This is a genomic window from Mucilaginibacter sp. (assembly GCF_028288225.1).
In the GTDB taxonomy this organism is placed as follows: Bacteria; Bacteroidota; Bacteroidia; order Sphingobacteriales; family Sphingobacteriaceae; genus Mucilaginibacter.
The window spans coordinates 1-19,799 of sequence record NZ_JAQBOC010000079.1; the positions used below are offsets into that span (position 1 = coordinate 1).

15 protein-coding genes and 1 tRNA gene are annotated in these 19,799 nt (G+C 42.2%); 8 read left to right on the plus strand and 8 right to left on the minus strand.

All coding sequences use genetic code 11. From position 1 onward, the window contains the following. The 3 genes from JWQ54_RS23520 to JWQ54_RS23530 form a co-directional block, all read left to right on the plus strand. Positions 1-378 (plus strand): hypothetical protein (locus JWQ54_RS23520; protein WP_299590014.1); only part of this gene is annotated, 378 nt, incomplete at its 5' end. Between the two features lie 75 nt (positions 379-453). Further along, positions 454-3,783 carry a hypothetical protein gene (locus JWQ54_RS23525; protein ID WP_299590015.1) on the plus strand — a complete coding sequence of 1,110 codons (3,330 nt, stop codon included), beginning with the start codon at positions 454-456 and terminating at the stop codon, positions 3,781-3,783. A 39-nt stretch (positions 3,784-3,822) separates the two neighbouring features. Next, positions 3,823-4,182, plus strand: coding sequence for a hypothetical protein (locus tag JWQ54_RS23530; RefSeq protein WP_299590016.1), 360 nt, complete (start codon positions 3,823-3,825; stop codon positions 4,180-4,182). 104 nt (positions 4,183-4,286) lie between these two features. Here JWQ54_RS23530 and JWQ54_RS23535 read toward each other — a convergent pair whose 3' ends face one another. Together JWQ54_RS23535 and JWQ54_RS23540 are read right to left on the minus strand one after the other, a co-directional pair. Further along, positions 4,287-5,471 (minus strand): site-specific integrase, encoded by a 1,185-nt coding sequence (locus JWQ54_RS23535; protein WP_299590018.1) that lies wholly within the window; start codon positions 5,469-5,471, stop codon positions 4,287-4,289. A gap of 152 nt (positions 5,472-5,623) precedes the next feature. Further along, a tRNA-Ile gene (locus tag JWQ54_RS23540) sits at positions 5,624-5,697 on the minus strand. 156 nt (positions 5,698-5,853) lie between these two features. Here JWQ54_RS23540 and JWQ54_RS23545 point away from each other — a divergent pair. Beyond that, entirely contained in the window at positions 5,854-6,477 is a 624-nt protein-coding gene (locus JWQ54_RS23545) for an HAD family phosphatase (RefSeq protein WP_299590020.1), read from the plus strand. A gap of 293 nt (positions 6,478-6,770) precedes the next feature. Here JWQ54_RS23545 and JWQ54_RS23550 read toward each other — a convergent pair whose 3' ends face one another. Together JWQ54_RS23550 and JWQ54_RS23555 are read right to left on the minus strand one after the other, a co-directional pair. Further along, the gene (locus tag JWQ54_RS23550; protein WP_299590021.1) at positions 6,771-7,757 is read right to left on the minus strand and encodes a family 43 glycosylhydrolase; all 987 of its coding nucleotides are present in this window, start codon (positions 7,755-7,757) and stop codon (positions 6,771-6,773) included. A 23-nt stretch (positions 7,758-7,780) separates the two neighbouring features. Further along, a complete protein-coding gene (locus JWQ54_RS23555) occupies positions 7,781-8,854 on the minus strand; it encodes a glycoside hydrolase family 76 protein (protein WP_299590022.1) in 1,074 nt (357 codons plus the stop codon). Between the two features lie 146 nt (positions 8,855-9,000). On the opposite strand from JWQ54_RS23555, the gene cysC reads away from it, so the two are divergent. Next, positions 9,001-9,528 (plus strand): adenylyl-sulfate kinase, encoded by a 528-nt coding sequence (cysC, locus tag JWQ54_RS23560; RefSeq protein WP_299590024.1) that lies wholly within the window; start codon positions 9,001-9,003, stop codon positions 9,526-9,528. 13 nt (positions 9,529-9,541) lie between these two features. Here cysC and JWQ54_RS23565 read toward each other — a convergent pair whose 3' ends face one another. Genes JWQ54_RS23565 through JWQ54_RS23580 form a run of 4 tightly spaced genes read right to left on the minus strand, consistent with a single transcriptional unit; the run spans position 9,542 to position 12,743 of the window. Beyond that, complete coding sequence (locus JWQ54_RS23565) at positions 9,542-10,534, minus strand: phytanoyl-CoA dioxygenase family protein (protein WP_299590026.1); 993 nt, start codon at positions 10,532-10,534, stop codon at positions 9,542-9,544. 27 nt (positions 10,535-10,561) lie between these two features. Continuing rightward, positions 10,562-11,563 (minus strand): hypothetical protein, encoded by a 1,002-nt coding sequence (locus JWQ54_RS23570; protein ID WP_299590028.1) that lies wholly within the window; start codon positions 11,561-11,563, stop codon positions 10,562-10,564. After that, positions 11,529-12,236 carry an aspartyl/asparaginyl beta-hydroxylase domain-containing protein gene (locus JWQ54_RS23575; protein WP_299590030.1) on the minus strand — a complete coding sequence of 236 codons (708 nt, stop codon included), beginning with the start codon at positions 12,234-12,236 and terminating at the stop codon, positions 11,529-11,531. Before JWQ54_RS23575 ends, JWQ54_RS23570 begins: the two co-directional genes overlap by 35 nt. A gap of 12 nt (positions 12,237-12,248) precedes the next feature. Then, positions 12,249-12,743 carry a hypothetical protein gene (locus tag JWQ54_RS23580; protein WP_299590031.1) on the minus strand — a complete coding sequence of 165 codons (495 nt, stop codon included), beginning with the start codon at positions 12,741-12,743 and terminating at the stop codon, positions 12,249-12,251. 420 nt (positions 12,744-13,163) lie between these two features. On the opposite strand from JWQ54_RS23580, the gene JWQ54_RS23585 reads away from it, so the two are divergent. The 3 genes from JWQ54_RS23585 to JWQ54_RS23595 form a co-directional block, all read left to right on the plus strand. Further along, complete coding sequence (locus tag JWQ54_RS23585) at positions 13,164-13,703, plus strand: phage tail protein (RefSeq protein WP_299590032.1); 540 nt, start codon at positions 13,164-13,166, stop codon at positions 13,701-13,703. Between the two features lie 28 nt (positions 13,704-13,731). Next, positions 13,732-14,661, plus strand: coding sequence for a formyltransferase family protein (locus JWQ54_RS23590; protein WP_299590034.1), 930 nt, complete (start codon positions 13,732-13,734; stop codon positions 14,659-14,661). 79 nt (positions 14,662-14,740) lie between these two features. Then, the coding region (locus JWQ54_RS23595; RefSeq protein WP_299590036.1) for an MBG domain-containing protein at positions 14,741-19,799 on the plus strand (5,059 nt) is incomplete at its 3' end.

Genomic DNA, 19,799 nt, shown 5'->3' on the forward strand with positions numbered 1-19,799 from the left:
AAGCTGCACCAGGCGCTTGATAAATATAATATCGGCAAGCTTGACGGCCAGTTATGGAAAAGCCTGCAGGAGCACATTGTAAAAAACAATGGCGACGCTCAAAAAGTGATCATCCAGTTTCTGCAGTGCGGCCGTTTTGTTGATATGGGCGTTGGTCGCGGCGTTCCGATCGGAGCGGCCGGCACAAGTGCATTCTCTGCAGCCCGGAACGCCAACGGCACACTTAAACATTATGCGCGCAAGCCAAAACCATGGTTCAGCCGCGCCTACTACCGAGAATCACAGCGATTTGCTGAACTTTTCGCCAAAGAATTTAACAAGCAGATCCCCGTTCAAATTATTGAGGCCATGAACACCAACATCACCCTGGCAGCTTAACTAACCTCTGATCTCCAGCCTCTGATCACTAACCCTGTCCTTTATTAAACCCTGCATTGCCCCCTCTTTTACGGCATGGCAACCAACAATACGCAGAGCACCGTTACCCTCATCATTAACGGCGAACAATCAAAAACCACCTTAAAGGAAGTTACCCAGGCCGTGAATGCAACCACGGCCGCCCTCCGGAACATGCGCGAAGCGGATAACCCGGCAGCGTATCAGGAAAGGATTGCAGAGTTAGGTCGCCTGCGGGAAGCCCAGGCACAAATGCGGAATGAAATAATGAGCTCCGGAGAGGCTCAAAAGGGGTTTTTTAGTGATTTTAAGAAGGGGTTTAGCGAGATTGAGGAAATAGCTGGCAGGGTAACGGCCGGCGCAATCATTTACAAAGGGGTAAGCGCTGCATTAGACGGCATAGGTGCAATATGGGGCGAAAGTGAAAAGGCCTTCATTGAAGCGGAAAAAACACAAACACAATTACAGGCCGTACTAAAATCAACTTCAGGCGCTGCCGGCGAAACACAGCAGGCACTTTTAAAGCTGCAGGAAGTTGAAATGAATAAGACCGGCGTGGATGACGACGTAATTGCCAAGGGCGAAGAGATGCTGCTAACATTTACCAATGTAAAGGGCGTAATATATGAAAAGGCAATCCCCGCAATAGTTGATATGACAGCCGCAATGAACGGCGGCGATGTCTCGATGGAAAGCATCCAAAAGACAAGCTTACAGGTTGGTAAAGCCCTCAATGATCCAATAAATGGGCTAACAGCATTAAAAAAGGTGGGCGTTTCTTTCACAGAGCAGCAAAAAGACCAAATAAAGGTAATGCAGGATGGCGGCAATATGATGGGCGCCCAAACTGTCATATTAAATGAGCTGGCTAAAGAGTTTGGCGGCACTGCCGAGGCGTTAAAAAACACGTCATCGGGCTTAAAGCAAACTTATGAGACCGATTTAGGCAACCTGGAGGAAAGGATTGGCGCCTGGATAGTAAACATGAAAAATATGTGGCTGGGCCTGTTTGATCCGCTTATTAAAGCATTGTCCGATACCAGGACAGAAGGCGAAAAATTAACTGAAGAATTTAACCAGCAGGCAGAAAAGGTAAATAACCTCCAAAAAAACACCCTTCCGTTAATCAGCCGGTACGAAGAGCTCACATCCAAAGGAAAGCTTAACCGGGATGAGCAGGGAGAGCTTAAAAAGATAATAGCTGAAGTTGCAGATGTTATCCCAGGCGCGGTGACACAGTGGGATAAGTACGGTAACGCGTTGGGGATTAACACTAAAAAAGCAAAGGAATTTTATGATGTGCAAAAAGCATTAATGGAATTTCAAAACAAAGATGCAATCTCTTCCCGGGTTAAAGATAGGGATGTGCTTACGGCTCAGCGAAATGCTTTGTTAAGGGGGTTAAATAGTGGGCAGACTACGGAATTTATAGCTGGGGGGACGGCGGGTACGGGCACCTCTATTACCCGTGATCTAAAGCCTGAAGAAATTAAGACAATGCGGGATGAGCTGAGAAGCCTTACTATGCAAACCAAAACCATTGATGATGCTATAAAAGGGCTCACAGGCTCATTTATGGATGATCTGAATAAAAAAACAACTGAAACCACCGGCGCAATAAAAGCCCTGTCTGAAATGACAGTGGGTGAGTTGGAAAAGAGGATCCAATCGCTCAACGAAAGCCTGAAGGATACCAAAATAGGATCAGCCGCTTATAAAAAAATAATACAGGACATCCGGGACACAGAGGAATTGCTTAATCAAACCAAAAAGGATAAAACATTGGTTGATCCGGAAAAGGAAAAGAAAGCCCAGGACGAATATTTAGCAAATTCAAAAGCGCTTAACGACAAGCTAAGGGAATTTGACCATGCAGAGTTAGCTGATACCCTCTCAAAAAACGATAAAGAGGTTGCGGCCCTTGAAAATAAATATAACAAAGAGTGGACAGAGGCGACGGCACAGCTTACTAAGCTGAGGCAAAGCAAAAACTCCAATGAAGACGAAATCCAAAAGCAACAGGATGCCATTGATGCGTTGGCTGGTAAAAAATCACAAGCTGTTGCCGATCTGCGCGTAAGGCAAGATCAAGCAATGGTAAACGCGATAATCGCCTTTCGTGATAAAATGGCCGGTAAGCTGGATACCGAATTACAGAAAGAGACTGACCTTATTAATGCCTTTTATAACGATCAGGCTGATAAATATGATGACAACGATATAGCAAAACAGGATGCTATAGAAGCGGCCAGGCAAACAGCGCTTAACAATGCGAAAGGTAGCGAAGCAACACGCCTTGCTAAACAACTGGCCGACACAAAAGCAAAAGGTATAACGCCTGGGAGTAAAGAAGATTTTGACACCAAACAGGAAGATATTAATAAAAAATATGATGCTGAGGAAGCCGCCCTAAAAGACAAATTCAGCAGCGAAATTCAGGCAACCCAGCAATTTCAGGATGTAATCGCTGAAATGGAAAAGCAGCGTGCTGCTGAGAAACTAAAAATTGAAAAAGAGGTTAATAAAGCCATTTTAGGTGCGGCGATTCAAAGCGCGCAAGAAATAACAGCTGCTGTATTTGATCTCGGCAAGCAAAATAGGCAAGCGGAAACAGACGCAAAGATCAAAACACTTGAAACCCAAAAAGCCGCTGAATTAGATAATGCAAATTTAACGCAGGCGCAGAAAGATGCAATTAATCAAAAATATGCCAAACAAGAAGCAGAGATCAAACTGCAGCAGTGGGAAGCTGATAAAGAGGCAGCAATTGAAATGGCTATTATAAACGGGGCAGTGGCTATAACTAAGGCCTTAACGTCAGCACCATGGCCCCTTAACTTAATAAGCGCGGCAGGAACAGCCATTGCGACAGGCGTTGAAGTCGCCAAGATCTCCGACCAAAAACCGCCACAGTTTAGCAAGGGCGGTACAATACAGGGGCTAAGCCATGCAGCCGGCGGGATCCCTTTAGTTAATGGCAATACCGGGCAACCGGTTGCGGAGGTTGAAGGTGATGAAACAGTGGCCGTGTTTAGTAAAGAAGCAACGCGCAACAATCAAATGCTGATCCGTGAGCTACTGTTTAATAGCCAGTATAGAAATGGCGCGCCGGTAAAGATAAATACCACGCTGGCCACAATGCCGGCAAGCGGGTATTATGCAAATGGTGGGATAATTCCAAACTTTAATAACTCTACAAATACAGCAAATAAAAATATCGGTAACATCTCAGCCAACAGCGCAGAGCTGGCAGAAACGAACCGATTACTTGCTGGATTACACAATAAATTTGATGAATGGGGTAAAAAGCCCTGGGATTTTAATATGCGGCAATTCAGGATTGTTAGCGACAGGATGGATCAGATTGATAACAACTCGAAAGGTTAAATATTTTGTTACTTTTATAGACACTTAAACTTAATCATTATGAAAAAGTATCTTCTTATTTTGCTTTTTAGCATCCCTTTTTATGTTTCCGCCCAAAACGACACTGCAAGAGTTAAGCCGGCTGAACAATATTGCATGGTTATAGCCACTGGACGAATGTTTAGCACTAAGGTAACCATCTCTGTAGATTTCGGCCAGCCGACCAAGGCCTTTTCGGATAAAAGAATGAAAGACGAATCGGGTGTTGTCCTTGATTTTAACTCTGTTATTGATGCTTTGAATTATATGGCCGGAAACGGTTGGCTTTTCGTTAATGCCTATGCACTTTCTGAAGGGTCAAGCGGAAAGGTTTTAAATTATGTAATGCGCCGCCCAATTCCAAAAATTAGTATCAATTAAACCTAACCCAACTCCAACAGCTCCAATGCCAAAAACAGCCACTACACGCTGTTTTTGGCGTTTTTATCTAATATTGGAGCATTGGAACAAAAAACACAATATCCCTATAACTTAAACCGGTCATCAAATTTTCCCATTGCCCGGCGCTTTTCGGCATCGCTCATTTTTAAGTAAATACTGGTAGTTTTTAAATCGCTATGCCCCATCATTTCAGATATTAGCTTAATGTGCACATTCATTTCTACCGCCTGGGTACCAAAAGTATCGCGGGCGCAATGATAGGTAAGGCGCTTAAAAATACTTGCCCTGGCGCCGATTATTTTTAAGCGTTCATTAATATATCCGTGGCTGAATTTTTGAAATAACATTCCGGCACGGCCGTCAATAAGCTGCATAGCTATGTTTTGAAGCGGTAACCTCAATATCTTACCCTGCGACCGGCCCTTAAAAGGGATAAATACCAGGTCGCTGCCGTGGATCATGCTGCTATTTAATAAACCGGTATCGGAGATCCGCAACCCGGTAAAGCAGCTGAACAGAAACCGGCGTAATATCTCCCGGTCATTGTGCTCCAATAACGGATGTTTAAAAAGCGTAATTAAATTATTTATCTCCTCCTGATTAAGCGCAACCCTGTCGCCATCAACATAAGCAAATGAAAAATCAGCGTACGGGTTTTTAGCTATTAAGCACTTCCTAACAGCCATAGAGAGGTATTTTTTAATATCCTTATGGTAACCGCAAACGGTATTGTGCCCGGCCTTATGCTTTGTGCGTGCCCAGGCATCGAATTTTTCTATTAATTCCAGGGATAACCGGCCAATGGGTAAAGTTTCCCGGTTATAGTAGAGTTTTAAGATATTAAGGCTGCATTTATGGCGTCTCCATGTGCCGTTAACAATCGTGTCCTGGTTATACAATTCATTGGCGTTGACTTCCATAAATGAAAAAAAGTCCTCGGCCACATGCATGTTTTTAAATTCATTTACGATATCATCAATGGTGATATCTGTTTTTTCCAGGTACCCGGTTAAAGCCATTCGGTGTGCCCTTGTCTTAAATTCATTTATCTGCAGGTTATAGGGCTGTACGTCCGGATCATTGGCATTACGGGGGAGGAGCTGCTGTGTGGTTTGGCTAAAAAAGGTTCTTGGCCATTTAATTCCGGTGTATAGGTCGCGTTTTACGCGTGCCTGCTGGATCCTGAATAAGATTTTTGATAACCCATTTGGATTAACGCGGCTGTCGATCACGATATAGCACGACAGGCCCGCCCTTGATTTTTTCATTTTTGCGAATCAGTTAAGAAAAAAGACAAAAAAGTGCGAAACAAAACCGCTTGAAAAGCGGCAACCCTGTATGGCAATCGTGATAGGATTGATTCTTGCGAATCAAAAAACAGCCTCCACGTTAGGTTGGAGGCTGTTTCTAGGATTTTGAGTGCGCCCACCTGGGCTCGAACCAGGGACCAAAAGATTATGAGTCTTCTACTCTAACCAACTGAGCTATAGGCGCGGAGGTTTTCAGATATTTTCTGTGCTGCAAAGGTAAAAAAAAGTTGATTACTTAAAAATGAAATATCACAAAATATAAAAGTTTGTGAATTTATCTGGCAATAATAATTTTCAGTTATTAGTATGTTTGCCGTATTAATATAATTCACTGCTCATTATGCCAAACATTAAAAACATCATATTTGATTATGGAAATGTGATTTTTACCCTCGACTTTATAAAGGGGCAACAAGCATGGAAGGACCTGGGTATAGATGATCCGGGTCAGTTTTATGGGCACAGGGTTCAGGACAAGGTATTTGATGCCTTTGAAAAAGGAGAAATTGAAGCCCCGGAATTCAGGGAATATATCCGTAAAAAATTAAGTAACCCCAACTTAACCGATCAGCAAATTAATAATGCCTGGAACAGCATGCTGATAGGTGTTCCGAAAGGTAACAATGAATTGCTTGCTGAGTTAAAATCAAAATACCGTACCTTTTTATTGAGTAACATTAACCCCATCCATTATGACTATATAATGAATTACCTTAAAACCGATTTTGGGTTTGATGGTAACGACCATCTTTTCGAAAAAACATACTACTCGCATCTTACCGGCAGACGAAAACCCGAAACTGAAATTTTTGAACAGGTGCTTAATGAAAATAAACTGGATCCGGCTGAAACCTTATTTATTGATGACAGTCCACAGCATTTGGAAACTGCTCAAAAGTTGGGCATTAAAACTTACTTAATGACAATGCCTGATAATATACAAAAGTTAAATTTTTTGAAATAAACAAGCAGGTTGTTAATTGTATAACTTGTTTTTAGTGTTACTAAATTAACGTGAGTTCGACATAAGCAAACGGTCACCTCACCCCAAACCCTTCTTCAACCGCGTTGAGGCGAAGCGCAAGTTTGTGTGTTCACATCGGCAAAGCGTTCCATTTTCACGTGGAACACCTGGAACGTTGTGGAACACGCTGATTATCAATCATTTAGTTATTTATTAAGGATTAAATAGATGTAAGTGGCTGATAATCAAAGCGTTCCACTAATCTTTATATCGAACTAACGTTAAATTATTAATCAGTGATTTGAGTTTGCCGGTTTAAATTCCCCGGTTTTTACATTAATAGTAAAAGGCTGTGGCTCAGGCAGCCATAATTTGCCATCTCCAATTTCAACAGGGATCCATAAATAACGGGAATCCCACTGACTTTTAGGCCGCCATTGATCGCCCATAAAAATAACAGTGGTTGACTTTGAACCGACAACTTTTATCAGCATGGTTGATTGTGATCCATAGGTGTTGGTTTGCGGCGGAGCAATATCTTTAAACGCTGTCCACGGACCCTCTAATGATTTTGAGGTGGCATATTTGTTAGGATTAGGGTTCCACCCGGTTAAGGCAGAGCCAATAGCATAATATAAACCATTGTAATGAACTATGGCGCCACCTTCCAGCGGAGCTTTTACAAGGCTCATTTCCTTTTCTACAGATAAATAATCGTCCGATAATTTTACAATATGAAAGCCCAGCGCCCGGTCTTCAAAAACCAGGTAGGCGGTACCGTCATCATCAATAAACTGCCCGATGTCCCTGCTTTCATGCTCAAGCGGTCGAAAGCTTTTTACAAACGTAAAATCACCATCAGGTTTATCACTAACAGCAATTCCTACACGTGCATATTTATAATTGCGGGTATCCAGGTGAAAATACATCACATATTTTTTTGTCGGTTTGTTATAATACACTTTAGGGCGCTCCAGGATCCACCTGTAACCAAGATTTTCAGGATCCTGCATTTTTACAACATCACCCAAAAACTTCCAATTCATAAGGTCAGATGATGAATAGCAGCTTACGTAGCGATAATTTGTATCAAGGCCTTTTCTCCGTTCCTCGCCATACCAGTAATAAAGGTTTTTTATTTTGATGATACCGCCGCCGTGTGCCTGGATATGGACGCCGTTATTATCAGGCCAAACAGCTCCCGGATCAATAGCTTTATTTTGAGCAAACAATGCTGTATTTAAAAGAATTGCCGTTATCGTTATTAAATATCTCTTCATGCTATACAAGGTTAATTGGCTCATTATTTCAGATCCTTCACTTGCTTCAGCCTTGCATATATCTCTATCATAGCTGCCTGATCAATAAGGCTTTTGGCTGGTTTAGGGCCTAACAAGTTGTTGCTATCGCGTTCAGTATTCCATATATTATCAGCATCAGCCTCAAAAAAATTGATCCAATTCTTATTCTTATCAATCTTATATAAATCAATGTATCCTCTCAGCATTACCGCATTAAACCAATAATTGCCGGGCAGGCGGCCGTTTTTAAAAAAGTGTTCATTACCAGCCTTTGCAATCCGCTGCGCTTCGGTTAAATATTTTTTATCGCTGGTTAGTTGATATAAAAGCACATTTGATTGCAGCATGGTGCCTGTATTATAGGTATAAGTTGCCATGCCAATTTTTAGGGAAGGAATTTTAATATTGTCATAATATATACCATCGGGTGATTGTAAATACCTGTTAACCCAGCCATATAAAGCTAGCGCGGCATTTAGGTATTGCCGTTGTTTGGTTAGCTTGTATAACTGCAGGGCCACCAATATGCCCGGGCCATTTGAGCAGGTGTTTTTGGTGCTTTTATCGCCTTCTTTCCAATACAGGCCGCCGCCCGATGCAGTATCCAGTCCTCCCATCATAAAACGATAGATCATTTCGGATGATTCTAAATATTTTTTATTGTGCGTACGATTATAAGCATCAAGATAAGCAATGGCAACCCATTGGTTATCGTCGTAAAAACGTGAGCTTATTTTTTCTTTTATAGGATAATCCTGGTAGCCGGGGTAGGGCGGCTTATCGCTATAATATTTATCAATAGCCTTTACAACCGACTGCATATAATCAGTGCCCGGCTGCAAAGCATCCATTTCATTGGTTGCCTGGATCAGTGCACATAATGGCCAGAGCCAGGAGTGAGGGTTCTCATTTTTAGCACTATCGATAGTTTCAAAGTAAAGCCCATTCTTTTTATCTGTAAGCTTATTGTTAATACCCGTATACAGGTAATCGATCCGCGTTTTATAATCAGGTAATTGTGCTTTAGCCACAATGCAAAAGCATATGCTAAAAAGGAGTAAAGTGGTCTTTCTCATAAATATTGGTAACGCTAATTTACGTTTATTAATGGTTAAATGTAATTGTGACAGCAATATTACCTTCGTTATCACTTCCTATAAAAAAATCCAATACTCAGAATCCGGTGTTTTTTTAATTGATGTGAATTAAATTACTTTTGAACATGCTAATTATTCAGCTTACAGGTTTATCCGGATCGGGTAAAACAACGCTTTCAGATTATGTAAAACAGAAACTTGAAGATCAATACCTTAGGGTAGAGATAATTGATGGCGATAAATATCGAAAAACGCTTTGCAGTGATCTTGGATTTTCAAAGGAAGACCGCTACGAAAACATCCGCCGCTTAGGGCGTGCGGCTTATTCATTTACAGACAGTTGCGATGTGGTAATTATTGCGGCCATTAATCCTTTTGAACAGATTCGTAATGAGCTGAAATTAAACTATGGCATTAAAACCGTTTGGATAAATTGTGAGGTTAATGTTTTGATAAATAGAGACACCAAAGGACTTTACAGGCGCGCCTTACTTCCAGATGATCATCCTGAAAAGCTGAATAACCTAACCGGGATAAATGATAGTTATGACTTGCCGCTTGACCATGATCTGGTAATTAACACTCACATAGAATCGACAGAACAATCTGGCAACTTGCTTTATAGCTTTATTTTGCAGCAAATAGCGAGGTAGTCTTCATCACTAATCAATACCCAGCCGGATCATAAGTAAAATATTGAACAAATCTTGGTTTTGTTGACGTATTCGGGCTGCTGCCATGCGGCAATGCCTGGTGCCAGATAATAAAATCGCCTGCATTTGCTGCAATAGGAATGCAGCCCAGCGCATATAAGTCTTCACTATAAGGATCTTTTCCCGGGGGGAGACTGCCTAGCCAGCTTTCAATACGATGCTGAAAGCCGGGTACAAGACTAAAAGCTCCCTGGTTTTCGGCTGTATCAGCAAGATAAAGAATTCCCTGCAGCGCAAAAGGAATAGGTGAGTTTAATTCCGTGTCCCAATGGAGGCGTGGTCCCGGGAATTTCCATGTGGCCGTCTCGGGAGGGTTAAAGCCAACCCTGTCGGCAGTAACCCAAAGGTCAGTACGGTTCCAGAGTTGCTCAAAAGCGGCCCGGATCGTTTCTGAGTGCCTGTTTTTTTCGAGATTTGGATCCTGGAAAAGCTGTACCATAATGCCTTGTCTTGCCGGATGCCCGTTGTACCAGGTTGATGGATCATCTCTTTTAATTTGAATATAGCTGCAGATTGTTTCGATAGTTTTTTGGCAATCTTCCTTTGGGATCGCATTCCTTAATATTAAATAACCATTGCGTTCCCAAAAATCAAGTTGTTCAGCATTTAAAATATTTGGAACCGGCCGCAGATTTGTATTGTTTTTATTTATAATAGTATTGTTAAAAAGTGCAATGCTTTCAGGTGATGCTTTTCCTTTTGTTTCAATTATCCATTGCTCAAACTGCTCAAAAGCAGGGGCAGTTTGATATAGGTACATAGTAGCCTGTTCAAGCCCTAACCCAAGAGTAAAAAGCAAAGTTTTGTCTAGCTGCCATTCATGCGCAAAATCGGCTGATTTCAGTTTGCCGTTTCTTATTAGCATACTTTTTTGCCAATACCTTTTTAAATGCATTATTTGTAATTGTCCAACTTCGTCTATAGGCGGCAATTGTAGATCGGGCATAAAACAGATTTTGGGTATAAATTTAAATTAAATATTTTTTCGTTTTTCGTCAAGCAGGTAATAAAGCTCCATGGCATTATCCAAACAAGAAGGAATGTTAATTGGAGCGACCTCTGAAAAAACTTCATCCGGCTTTTTGGAATTATAACGGCTTCTCTCCTCCATAATTGATAAAGAATAATTGTTGAGCGGGGTATTTGTAAAAGCAGCTATCTTTTGCATAACGGGCATTGGGCCTTCATTGTAATTAACAAGCAAAGAACGATTGTCGTTTTTTATAATTTGGAGGTATTTACCTAAATATTTTTCAAGCACCGTTGCAAGATACTCATCAAGGTTGCATTGCGTTTCTTCCCCATTTTTAAACCCGAAAACACACGGCTCAATTAAACCGGGCACAGACTGTATACCAGGTAACTTTTTGTGTGAGTTAAATACCTCGTTGGGCTTGCGATACATCAAAACAAAAGGCACAGTTGGATACAACCACCGTAATTGTTCGTAAAAAAATATGTGCCAGCTGTCTGTCTTTATATAGAGGCGTTTTTCACTTTCGAGTTTTTTTTGCCCGTAATATTTAAGGGCTTTTTTTAAAAGCCCTGATGTTGCATCTGCATTAAAGCCAGGATATTGATATGGCAGGCGAAGCAAATCATCAAAAAAAGGAACTTCCGGCAATACAATACATTCGTTTGATGTAGCCAGCAATTGCGAAACAAGGGTAGAACCACAGCGAGAGATATGAAAAATAATTGCAGTCGGCTCAACGTCCGGTAAATTATCCGCCCATTCGTTAAGTAACTGTAAATCGCTTATCGATGCTATTGCCCCGTTTTTGCCTTTTAATGTTTTATATTTTAAAATTGTTTCATCAAAAAAAGGCTCGGCAAATGGTTGGTCAAAAGTATCAAGCCAGTGGCATTCCACTTGACCATTGATATTTACAAGCTTGTATGGGATCCAGTTTTTAAGCGGAAAGTTATCCATATATTTATTAAAATGATCCGGCTCCGTTAGTTTTTGTGTCATTCAGCTGTTTTTCCAATTCATCCGCTAACCTGTTGGTGCTCTCCGTGTTTTGCATTCTCAGCTCGCTAATGACCAATGATACGTCACAGCCCATATCGTCTTTTTTAGATGAGAGCTCATCCGATAGTGTTATCATTTCGCTTAGCCAATTATTTACTTCGCAATCAATTATTAAATGGACCCGGTCAGTACTTCCTTCGTTACTTACACGGTGCAGTAAATTGGCATTCATATACCAGCAATCACCTTCCTTAAAAGGGATCCTTTCATCTTCAATATAAAACTTCACATCCGGATTTGTTATAACTGTAAAATGCAAACGCGCCTCGCCTTTTTCAAAAGCAAGCTCATTGTCACGGTGCGGTTTAATTATAGCCCCTGCCTGTAAATTTAAAAAGCGTACCGATTTTACAGGGCATTTAAGCGTGGCTACCAGCGCCCTCACCGATGGAAAAGACGGCATAACTTCTGTATCTATATAAACCGCATCGGCTATTAGCTCGGGAATAATATTTTTGCTTTGTCCGCCGGGTGAACGAAGTGCAACTGCCGTCCATGATCCTTCATAATAATAAGTATTAAAATGCGCTTTCCATTCATGTTTAAATGAGGAAAGCTCATTTTGCATTTTCTCTGTATTAAAAGGGAGCTTCAGCTTTGCGTAACAGATCATATATATTAAGTATTAGTTTTTCCTTAACCAGCAAATCATATGCGGGAAAGGCTTTGCATCAAGTTCTTTCGCTGTTCTCACATCGTAGGTCATTCCGGTCCATTGCAGCATAGGTACGCCAATGTCTCCACCGTTAGTAAAGATATTAATAAGGTTTTCACTCGATCCTTTATAACCGTTTGGATGAAATACTACGCCTGGATCAAGATTCAAATGTACACTGGCGGCATATGACCATGCGAGGGCCATCAGCTCGCCGCCCCGATTCAAATCATTGTTCTCTAAATTATCGCTCATTGTTTCACGGATCTCAGGCGGCATGGTAGCAAGGTGTCCGGCTTCGTGCAAAATATCGCCGGGATATAACAGCTTCGCATTATCAATAATAATGATTCCCTGACTTAATCGAAGACCAGGTAAAAAAGTGGTATTATCAATAGGCTCAAGTTTATAACTCAAACCTATTTCTTGTATGAATGAAAGGATCTTAGCCAATATAGCTAACATATAAATGTGATTAGGTTTGCTAAAATTAAAGGTTTTTTAACAAAAGCAATTATCTTTAATTACTTTTTTGTTAAAGTATAAAAAAGCAAGAGATATTATTACGAATAATATTTGCATCTTAATTTTTTTGTTTATAATTTAGCCAACCAAACAACGTACCTGAACTTCTTAAAACGTACCTAAACCTTTTAAACAATGTATAGAAATCATTTCCTGCTTGAAATTACTAAGGTTTTAATCCATGAATAAATTCTGCAATGAATAACCTTATCCCTTTTTATTCCTGTGTGTAATTTTATGTGTTTTTACTTTTGATTATAGCAAAAAATATCATTTATAAAGCAATTTTAAACGGCAAAATATATATTAAAACATACAAACAACTTAAACAATTAACTAATCACATTTAAAATTTAAACTATGGATCAGCCTTTTTTAGGAACAGTTTCGCTTTTTGCAGGAAACTTTGCGCCTCGCGGATGGGCATTGTGTAATGGTCAGCTTATGTCTATTTCTCAATACTCTGCTTTGTTTGCAATTCTCGGAACCACTTATGGCGGTAACGGTACAACCACCTTTGCTTTACCTAATTTTCAGGGCATTATGCCCATGCATTGGGGAACAGGGCCAGGGTTAACCCCGCGTGTTATTGGTGAAACCAGCGGTACGGAGAATGTTACCCTGAATACTACTCAGATACCTGCACATAACCACTTGGTTAATGCAAGTACTACAACTGCAACCTTAGGACCGCCAACTAATGGTGTTTTGGCACTTTCAGTAGATAATGATTCTGGTGGTAACCCATTAAATTTTAATCCTGCTGCAAATGCTGATACAACTTTGGCACCTCAGGCTATTGGATTGACGGGAGGATCGCTGCCGCATAATAATATGCCTCCGTTTTTGGCAGTGACATTTATTATTGCTTTAGAAGGTATATTCCCTTCAAGGAATTAATGTTAAAGGTTTTTTTTAATAGCTGTTAATGATAATAGGTATTGTATCAAATTCAGCAAAACTATATATACCCCTGCTTTCATATTTATATAATTATAAAAATAAAGCAGGGGTTATATTATATGTTGGAAGATCAACAGATCCCGAAAATAACCCGGGAGAAACAACAAAGTTTTGTAATGCGGCGGGCATTGCATTAACGTTTGAGAATGGTAAAGATGATTTGTATAGCTGGCAGCAAATAAACCAGCCGGATATTATTTTTTTTTCCGGTTATGGTAATATTATAAAAACAGATTTGCTGAATGATGTTAAGTACGGCCTCTTTAACATTCATTTTGGATTGCTGCCTCAGTTCAGAGGGCCTTCACCGGTTTTCTGGCAGCTGAAAAAAGGACTTAAAGAAATTGGGTTAGTCATCCATAAAATGACAAATGAATTGGATAGTGGCCCGGTAATGTGGCAATATAAAATACCTAACCAGCCGCATATTAATTATGATATGGCGTATCAGTTATTTGGTGAGTTGCAGGTAAAAGGAATTATAGAGATACTGGATGCATTAAATGCAGGAAAAAAGCTGCCGGGATCTGCGCAGGACGAAAGCAAGGCTGCTTATTATGACAAGCCGAAACTTAACGATGTACTGATCAATTGGAATGAAATGGAGGCTAGCGAAATTGTTGATCTGGTTAAGGCATGTAACTCATGGAATATGGGAGCAATTACCGCAATTGGCGGGATGGAACTGAAAATTTTAGATGCTTTTACAAAAACCGGGAATAACTTAGATAAGGCACCCGGAACCATTATAGAAACAGGCGATGATTTTATAGTGGCATGTAAGGGAAATAAAATACTTTTTATCAATTTTTTTAAAATTAACAATTCATATGTTCCGGCAAGGTTTGCTGTGAATTATGGATTCAAAACAGGTCAATACTTTTTAAGTACTTAAACTAGGTTACTTGTTAATGTAAAATGAATGTGAACAATAAAAAAATATACGTATTAATTTCTATTTAATAAAATAAACCATGAATAAACTTTTGCGTTTTACCAGATTTTACATTTTGCTTTTTGTGATGATCGCGGGGTTTTCCCTGGCGTCAAAAGCACAATCCGGAGCAAATATTGATTGGTCGTGTTTTACTGTTTCCGCTTCAATAACTTCCGGTACAGATGCTGTAACTCATGCATTTACAAGTGCTGACTGTTCACAGGCTACTGGCTTTTCTGCGGGAATTGTAGGAACAGGTGCATTGGATATCCGGTCAACAATTTCGCCACAGCCTTATTTAAGGCTGCAAAAAACGGGAACTACACCAACGCTTTCCTATGGGAGGTTATACAGCACTGCAGGCACAACTTTTAAGTTAACGGGTATCTCAGTTGCCCCTACTTCGGTAGGGGCAACTGCCGGTGGAAGTCAGTCAATTACGGTGCATGCTTACAAAGCCGGTTCCGAAATAGGTTCCGTTACAACGGCTGTTTTAAGTGCCACCACACCAGTTGCTGTAACATTAACCAGTAGTTTTGATGATATTGATGAAATAAGATTTACATCTTCAAGTGCAACAGCATTTGGTATTGGCGTTGATAATATTACAACGGCTACAGCTACAACTATAACTTCACTTAACCGTGTATCCGGTATCTATAGCAATGCTTCATCAGTTTCATTTAATGCCGTATTTGGGTCAGCGGTTACAGGAGTAACTGCCAGTAATTTTTCATTGACCACAAGCGGTGTTTCGGGTGCAAGTATCGGTACACCAACTTCTTCTGACAATATAACATGGACAGTACCTGTAACTACAGGAACAGGGGATGGCTCTATTCAATTAAAACTGGCTAACGCAACAGGCTTATCACAGGGAATAAGCACTACATTGCCTTTTGCGGGGCAAAGTTATACTATTGATAAAACAGCGCCAACTATTAGTATAGGAAGCCCATCGGTAAGTACAATAGCTACAGGCTCGGGTTCAGTAACCTATACCGTAACTTATGCCGATGCTAATTTTAATTCGAGCACGCTTGCTACCGGGAACATTACTTTAAATACAACAGTAACAGCCAGCGGCAGTTTAGCAGTTTCAGGTTCGGGCCTTACCCGCACGGTTACTATATCAAGTATAACAGGCAGCGGCAATTTAGGTATAACCATAGCCGCAGGAACAGCAACAGACCTGGCAGGCAATTCAGCGCCTGCGGCAGGTCCATCAGCTACTTTTGCGGTTACCCTTGTTAGTCAGACTATTACTTTTAATGCATTGCCAACAAAAACATATGGCAATGCTGATTTTGCACCCGGTGCAACAAGTGATAACGTGAATATCCCCATAACTTACAGCAGTGATAATACAGCTGTAGCTACTATAGTAAGCAACAAGATCCACATTGTTGGCGCCGGCACAGCTAATATAACCGCCTCGCAGGCAGGTGATGCTACACATGCAGCTGCAAGTAATGTAATAAAGGGACTAACTGTTAATGCGGCATCTTTAACTATTACAGCAGATAATCAGACCAAGGCCTACGGAGCTGCGCTGCCAACTTTAACCGCCAGCTACAGCGGTTTTGTAAACAGTGAAACGTCAGCCAGTCTGACTACATTGCCTACGCTTAGCACCGCAGCGACGGCTTCATCACATGTAGCCGGCAGCCCTTATTCGATAACAGCAAGCGGGGCCGTGGATGCAAACTACAGCATTAGTTATGTAGCCGGCACGCTAACAGTTACGACAGGGTCCTTAACTGTAACGGCTAATAACCAGACTAAGGCCTACGGGGCAGCCGTGCCGACACTGACAGCCAGTTACAGCGGTTTTGTAAACGGAGATACCGGTGCCAGCCTTACCACACAGCCTACATTAAGCACCGCAGCTACGGCCGCCTCACATGTAGCAGGCAGCCCGTATACCATTACAGCAAGCGGCGCGGTTGATGCAGATTATAGCATTAGCTACGTAGCCGGCACGCTAACCGTGGGTACGGCACCGCTAACCATCACAGCAGATAACCAGGCAAAAGCCTACGGTGCAGCCGTACCGACACTAACCGCCAGCTACAGTGGTTTTGTAAACGGTGACACCGGCGCCAGCCTTACTACACAGCCAACATTAAGCACCACAGCAACGGCTGCCTCGCATGTAGCAGGCAACCCGTATACGATTACAGCAAGCGGAGCAGCAGATGCTGATTACGCCATCAGTTATGTACCCGGCGCGCTAACTGTGGGTGCAGCCAGCTTAACCATCACAGCAGACAATCAAACCAAAGCGTACGGAGCAGCCGTACCGACACTGACAGCCAGCTACAGCGGTTTTGTAAACGGAGATACCGGTGCGAGCCTTACTACACAGCCAACATTAAGCACTACAGCTACGGCCGCCTCACATGTAGCAGGCAGCCCGTATACCATTACCGCGAGCGGCGCAGTAGATGCAGATTATACCATTAGTTATGTATCCGGCGCGTTAACCGTGGGTGCAGCCAGCTTAACCATCACGGCAGACGATCAAACCAAAGCCTACGGAGCGGCCGTACCGACACTAACCGCCAGCTATAGCGGTTTTGTAAACGGCGATACCGGCGCCAGCCTAACCACGCTGCCAACACTGAGCACTACAGCCACGGCCGCCTCACATATAGCAGGCAGCCCGTATGCCATTACCGCTAGCGGTGCAGCAGATGCAGATTATGCTATTAGCTACGTTGCAGGTTCGCTAACCATTAACACGGTGTCTTTAACCATTACGGCTGATGACCAGACCAAGGTTTATGGTGACGCGCTGCCAACCCTAACAGCCAGCTACAGCGGCTTTGTAAATGGCGACACAGGTGCCAGTTTAACTACACAGCCCACATTAAGTACAACAGCCACCTCCGCATCGGCTGTAGGGCCATACCCGATAACAGCAAGCGGTGCAGTTGATGCAGATTATGCCATCAGCTATGCAGCAGGCACACTGACTGTTACAGCGTCTACAGATGCAACCCTTGCAGTTCTCACTACTACCGCCAATAGTTTAACACCTGCATTTGCCAGTGGAACATTAACCTATACAGCAACTGCCCCGAATGCAACCACTTCGGTAACAGTAAGGCCAACAGCCGCGGATGCCAATGCCAGTATTGAAGTACAGGTGAATGGCGGGGGTTATGCGCCTGTTAGCAGTGGCACAGTATCTGATCCGCTTGTATTAAATGCAGGGGATAATCCTATTGATATACAGGTAACCGCACAAGACGGTACGACCATTAAAAAATATACTATTACGGTAAACCGTGCGCCATCAACCGACGCCCTGTTAACCAATCTAAAGTTCAGTCCGCGTATAAGACGAACAACTGTGCCGGGCCCCGACTTCAGGATCTCTACGGCAACGGTAGATAATACGATTAATAATATTACTTTAACCCCTATAGCCCGGGATTCTACAGCAACAATAAAAGTTAATGGTGTAATCGTGGCATCAGGTTCGACTTCAGCAGCTATTCCGTTAAATGTAGGGAGTAATCTTGTTACCACTGTAATAACCGCGCAGGATGGAATAGCAACTAATACCTATAAAGTAACCATAACCAGGGAATCATCCACCAATGCGATATTAAACTCGCTGTCATTTACCCCATACGTAAGCCGGACTGTAGTATCGGGTTCCAACTTCAGGGATTATACGGCAACGGTTGATAATTCTGTAAGCTCAATTACGGTAACACCGGTAACGCAGGATACTGCAGCGACGGTAAAAGTTAACGGTGTGGCCGTAATATCAGGCGCTGCATCAGCCTCCATCCCTTTGCTGGTAGGCAACAACACGATCACTACGGTTGTAACCGCGGGTGATGGGGTAACGGTAAATACTTATAGTATAATAATCAACCGCCAGCCGTCTACTAACGCGATATTAAACTCGCTGTCATTTGATCCTTATATAACCAGGACAGTAGTATCGGGCGCAAATTTCAGGGATTATACCGCTACTGTTGATAATTCAGTAAGTGCAGTTGCAGTAACGCCTGTAACGCAGGACATCACAGCAACGGTAAAAATTAATAACGTAACGGTAGCATCCGGGGTAGCATCGGCATCCATCCCTTTGCATGTAGGTAATAATACTATAACTACGGTGGTAACCGCCGGTGACGGGGTAACTGTCAATACCTATAGCATAGTGATCAACCGCCTGCCATCCACCAATGCGATATTAAACTTGCTTTCGTTTAACCCATATGTAACCAGGACCACGGTATCGGGCGTCAACTTCCGGGATTATACGGCAACAGTAAAAACCGATGTCAGCTCCATTACAGTAACACCGGTAACACAGGACACTACAGCCATAGTGAAAATTAATAATGTAACGGTAGCATCCGGGGTAGCATCGGCATCCATCCCGCTGCAAATAGGTAATAATACCATCACCGCGGTAGTAACCGCAGGAGATGGCGTAACGGTTAACACGTATAGCATAATAATAACCCGGGAAGCTAATGCCTTGTTAACCTTCCTTACGCTTAATCCGCAAACAGAATTGACTACAGTACCGGGCACCAACTTTAAGGATTACACAGCAACAGTAGCTAATTCAGTAAGCTCGGTTACGGTAACCCCGATAACGCAGGATCCAACATCTGCCGTAAAAGTTAACAATGCAGCAGTGGCATCAGGCACGGCATCGGGCTCCATTTCATTAAATGTTGGTGATAACACCATAACCACGGTAGTAACGGCAGCAAACGGTATAACCACCAATACTTACAGTATAGTGATAACCCGTCAGGCACCTGGAGGACTTGTATCCTTATATGATGAAAAGCTGGTAGCTGTGGCGCCGGTTAGAAGCAATGGGATTGTGGTACATCAAAACCTATCGCCAAATGGTGATGGTAACAGCGATGTGCTGGTTATAGATGGCATAGCCGCTTACCCGGATAACAAATTACAAATCATGAGCCGTAATGGCGCATTGGTATATGAAGCAAAAGGGTATGACAATGCAACAAAAGTATTTGACGGGCACGCAAGCACAAATGGCAAGTTGCAGCAGGCTGGTACTTATTTTTACTCACTGACATATAAGGCAG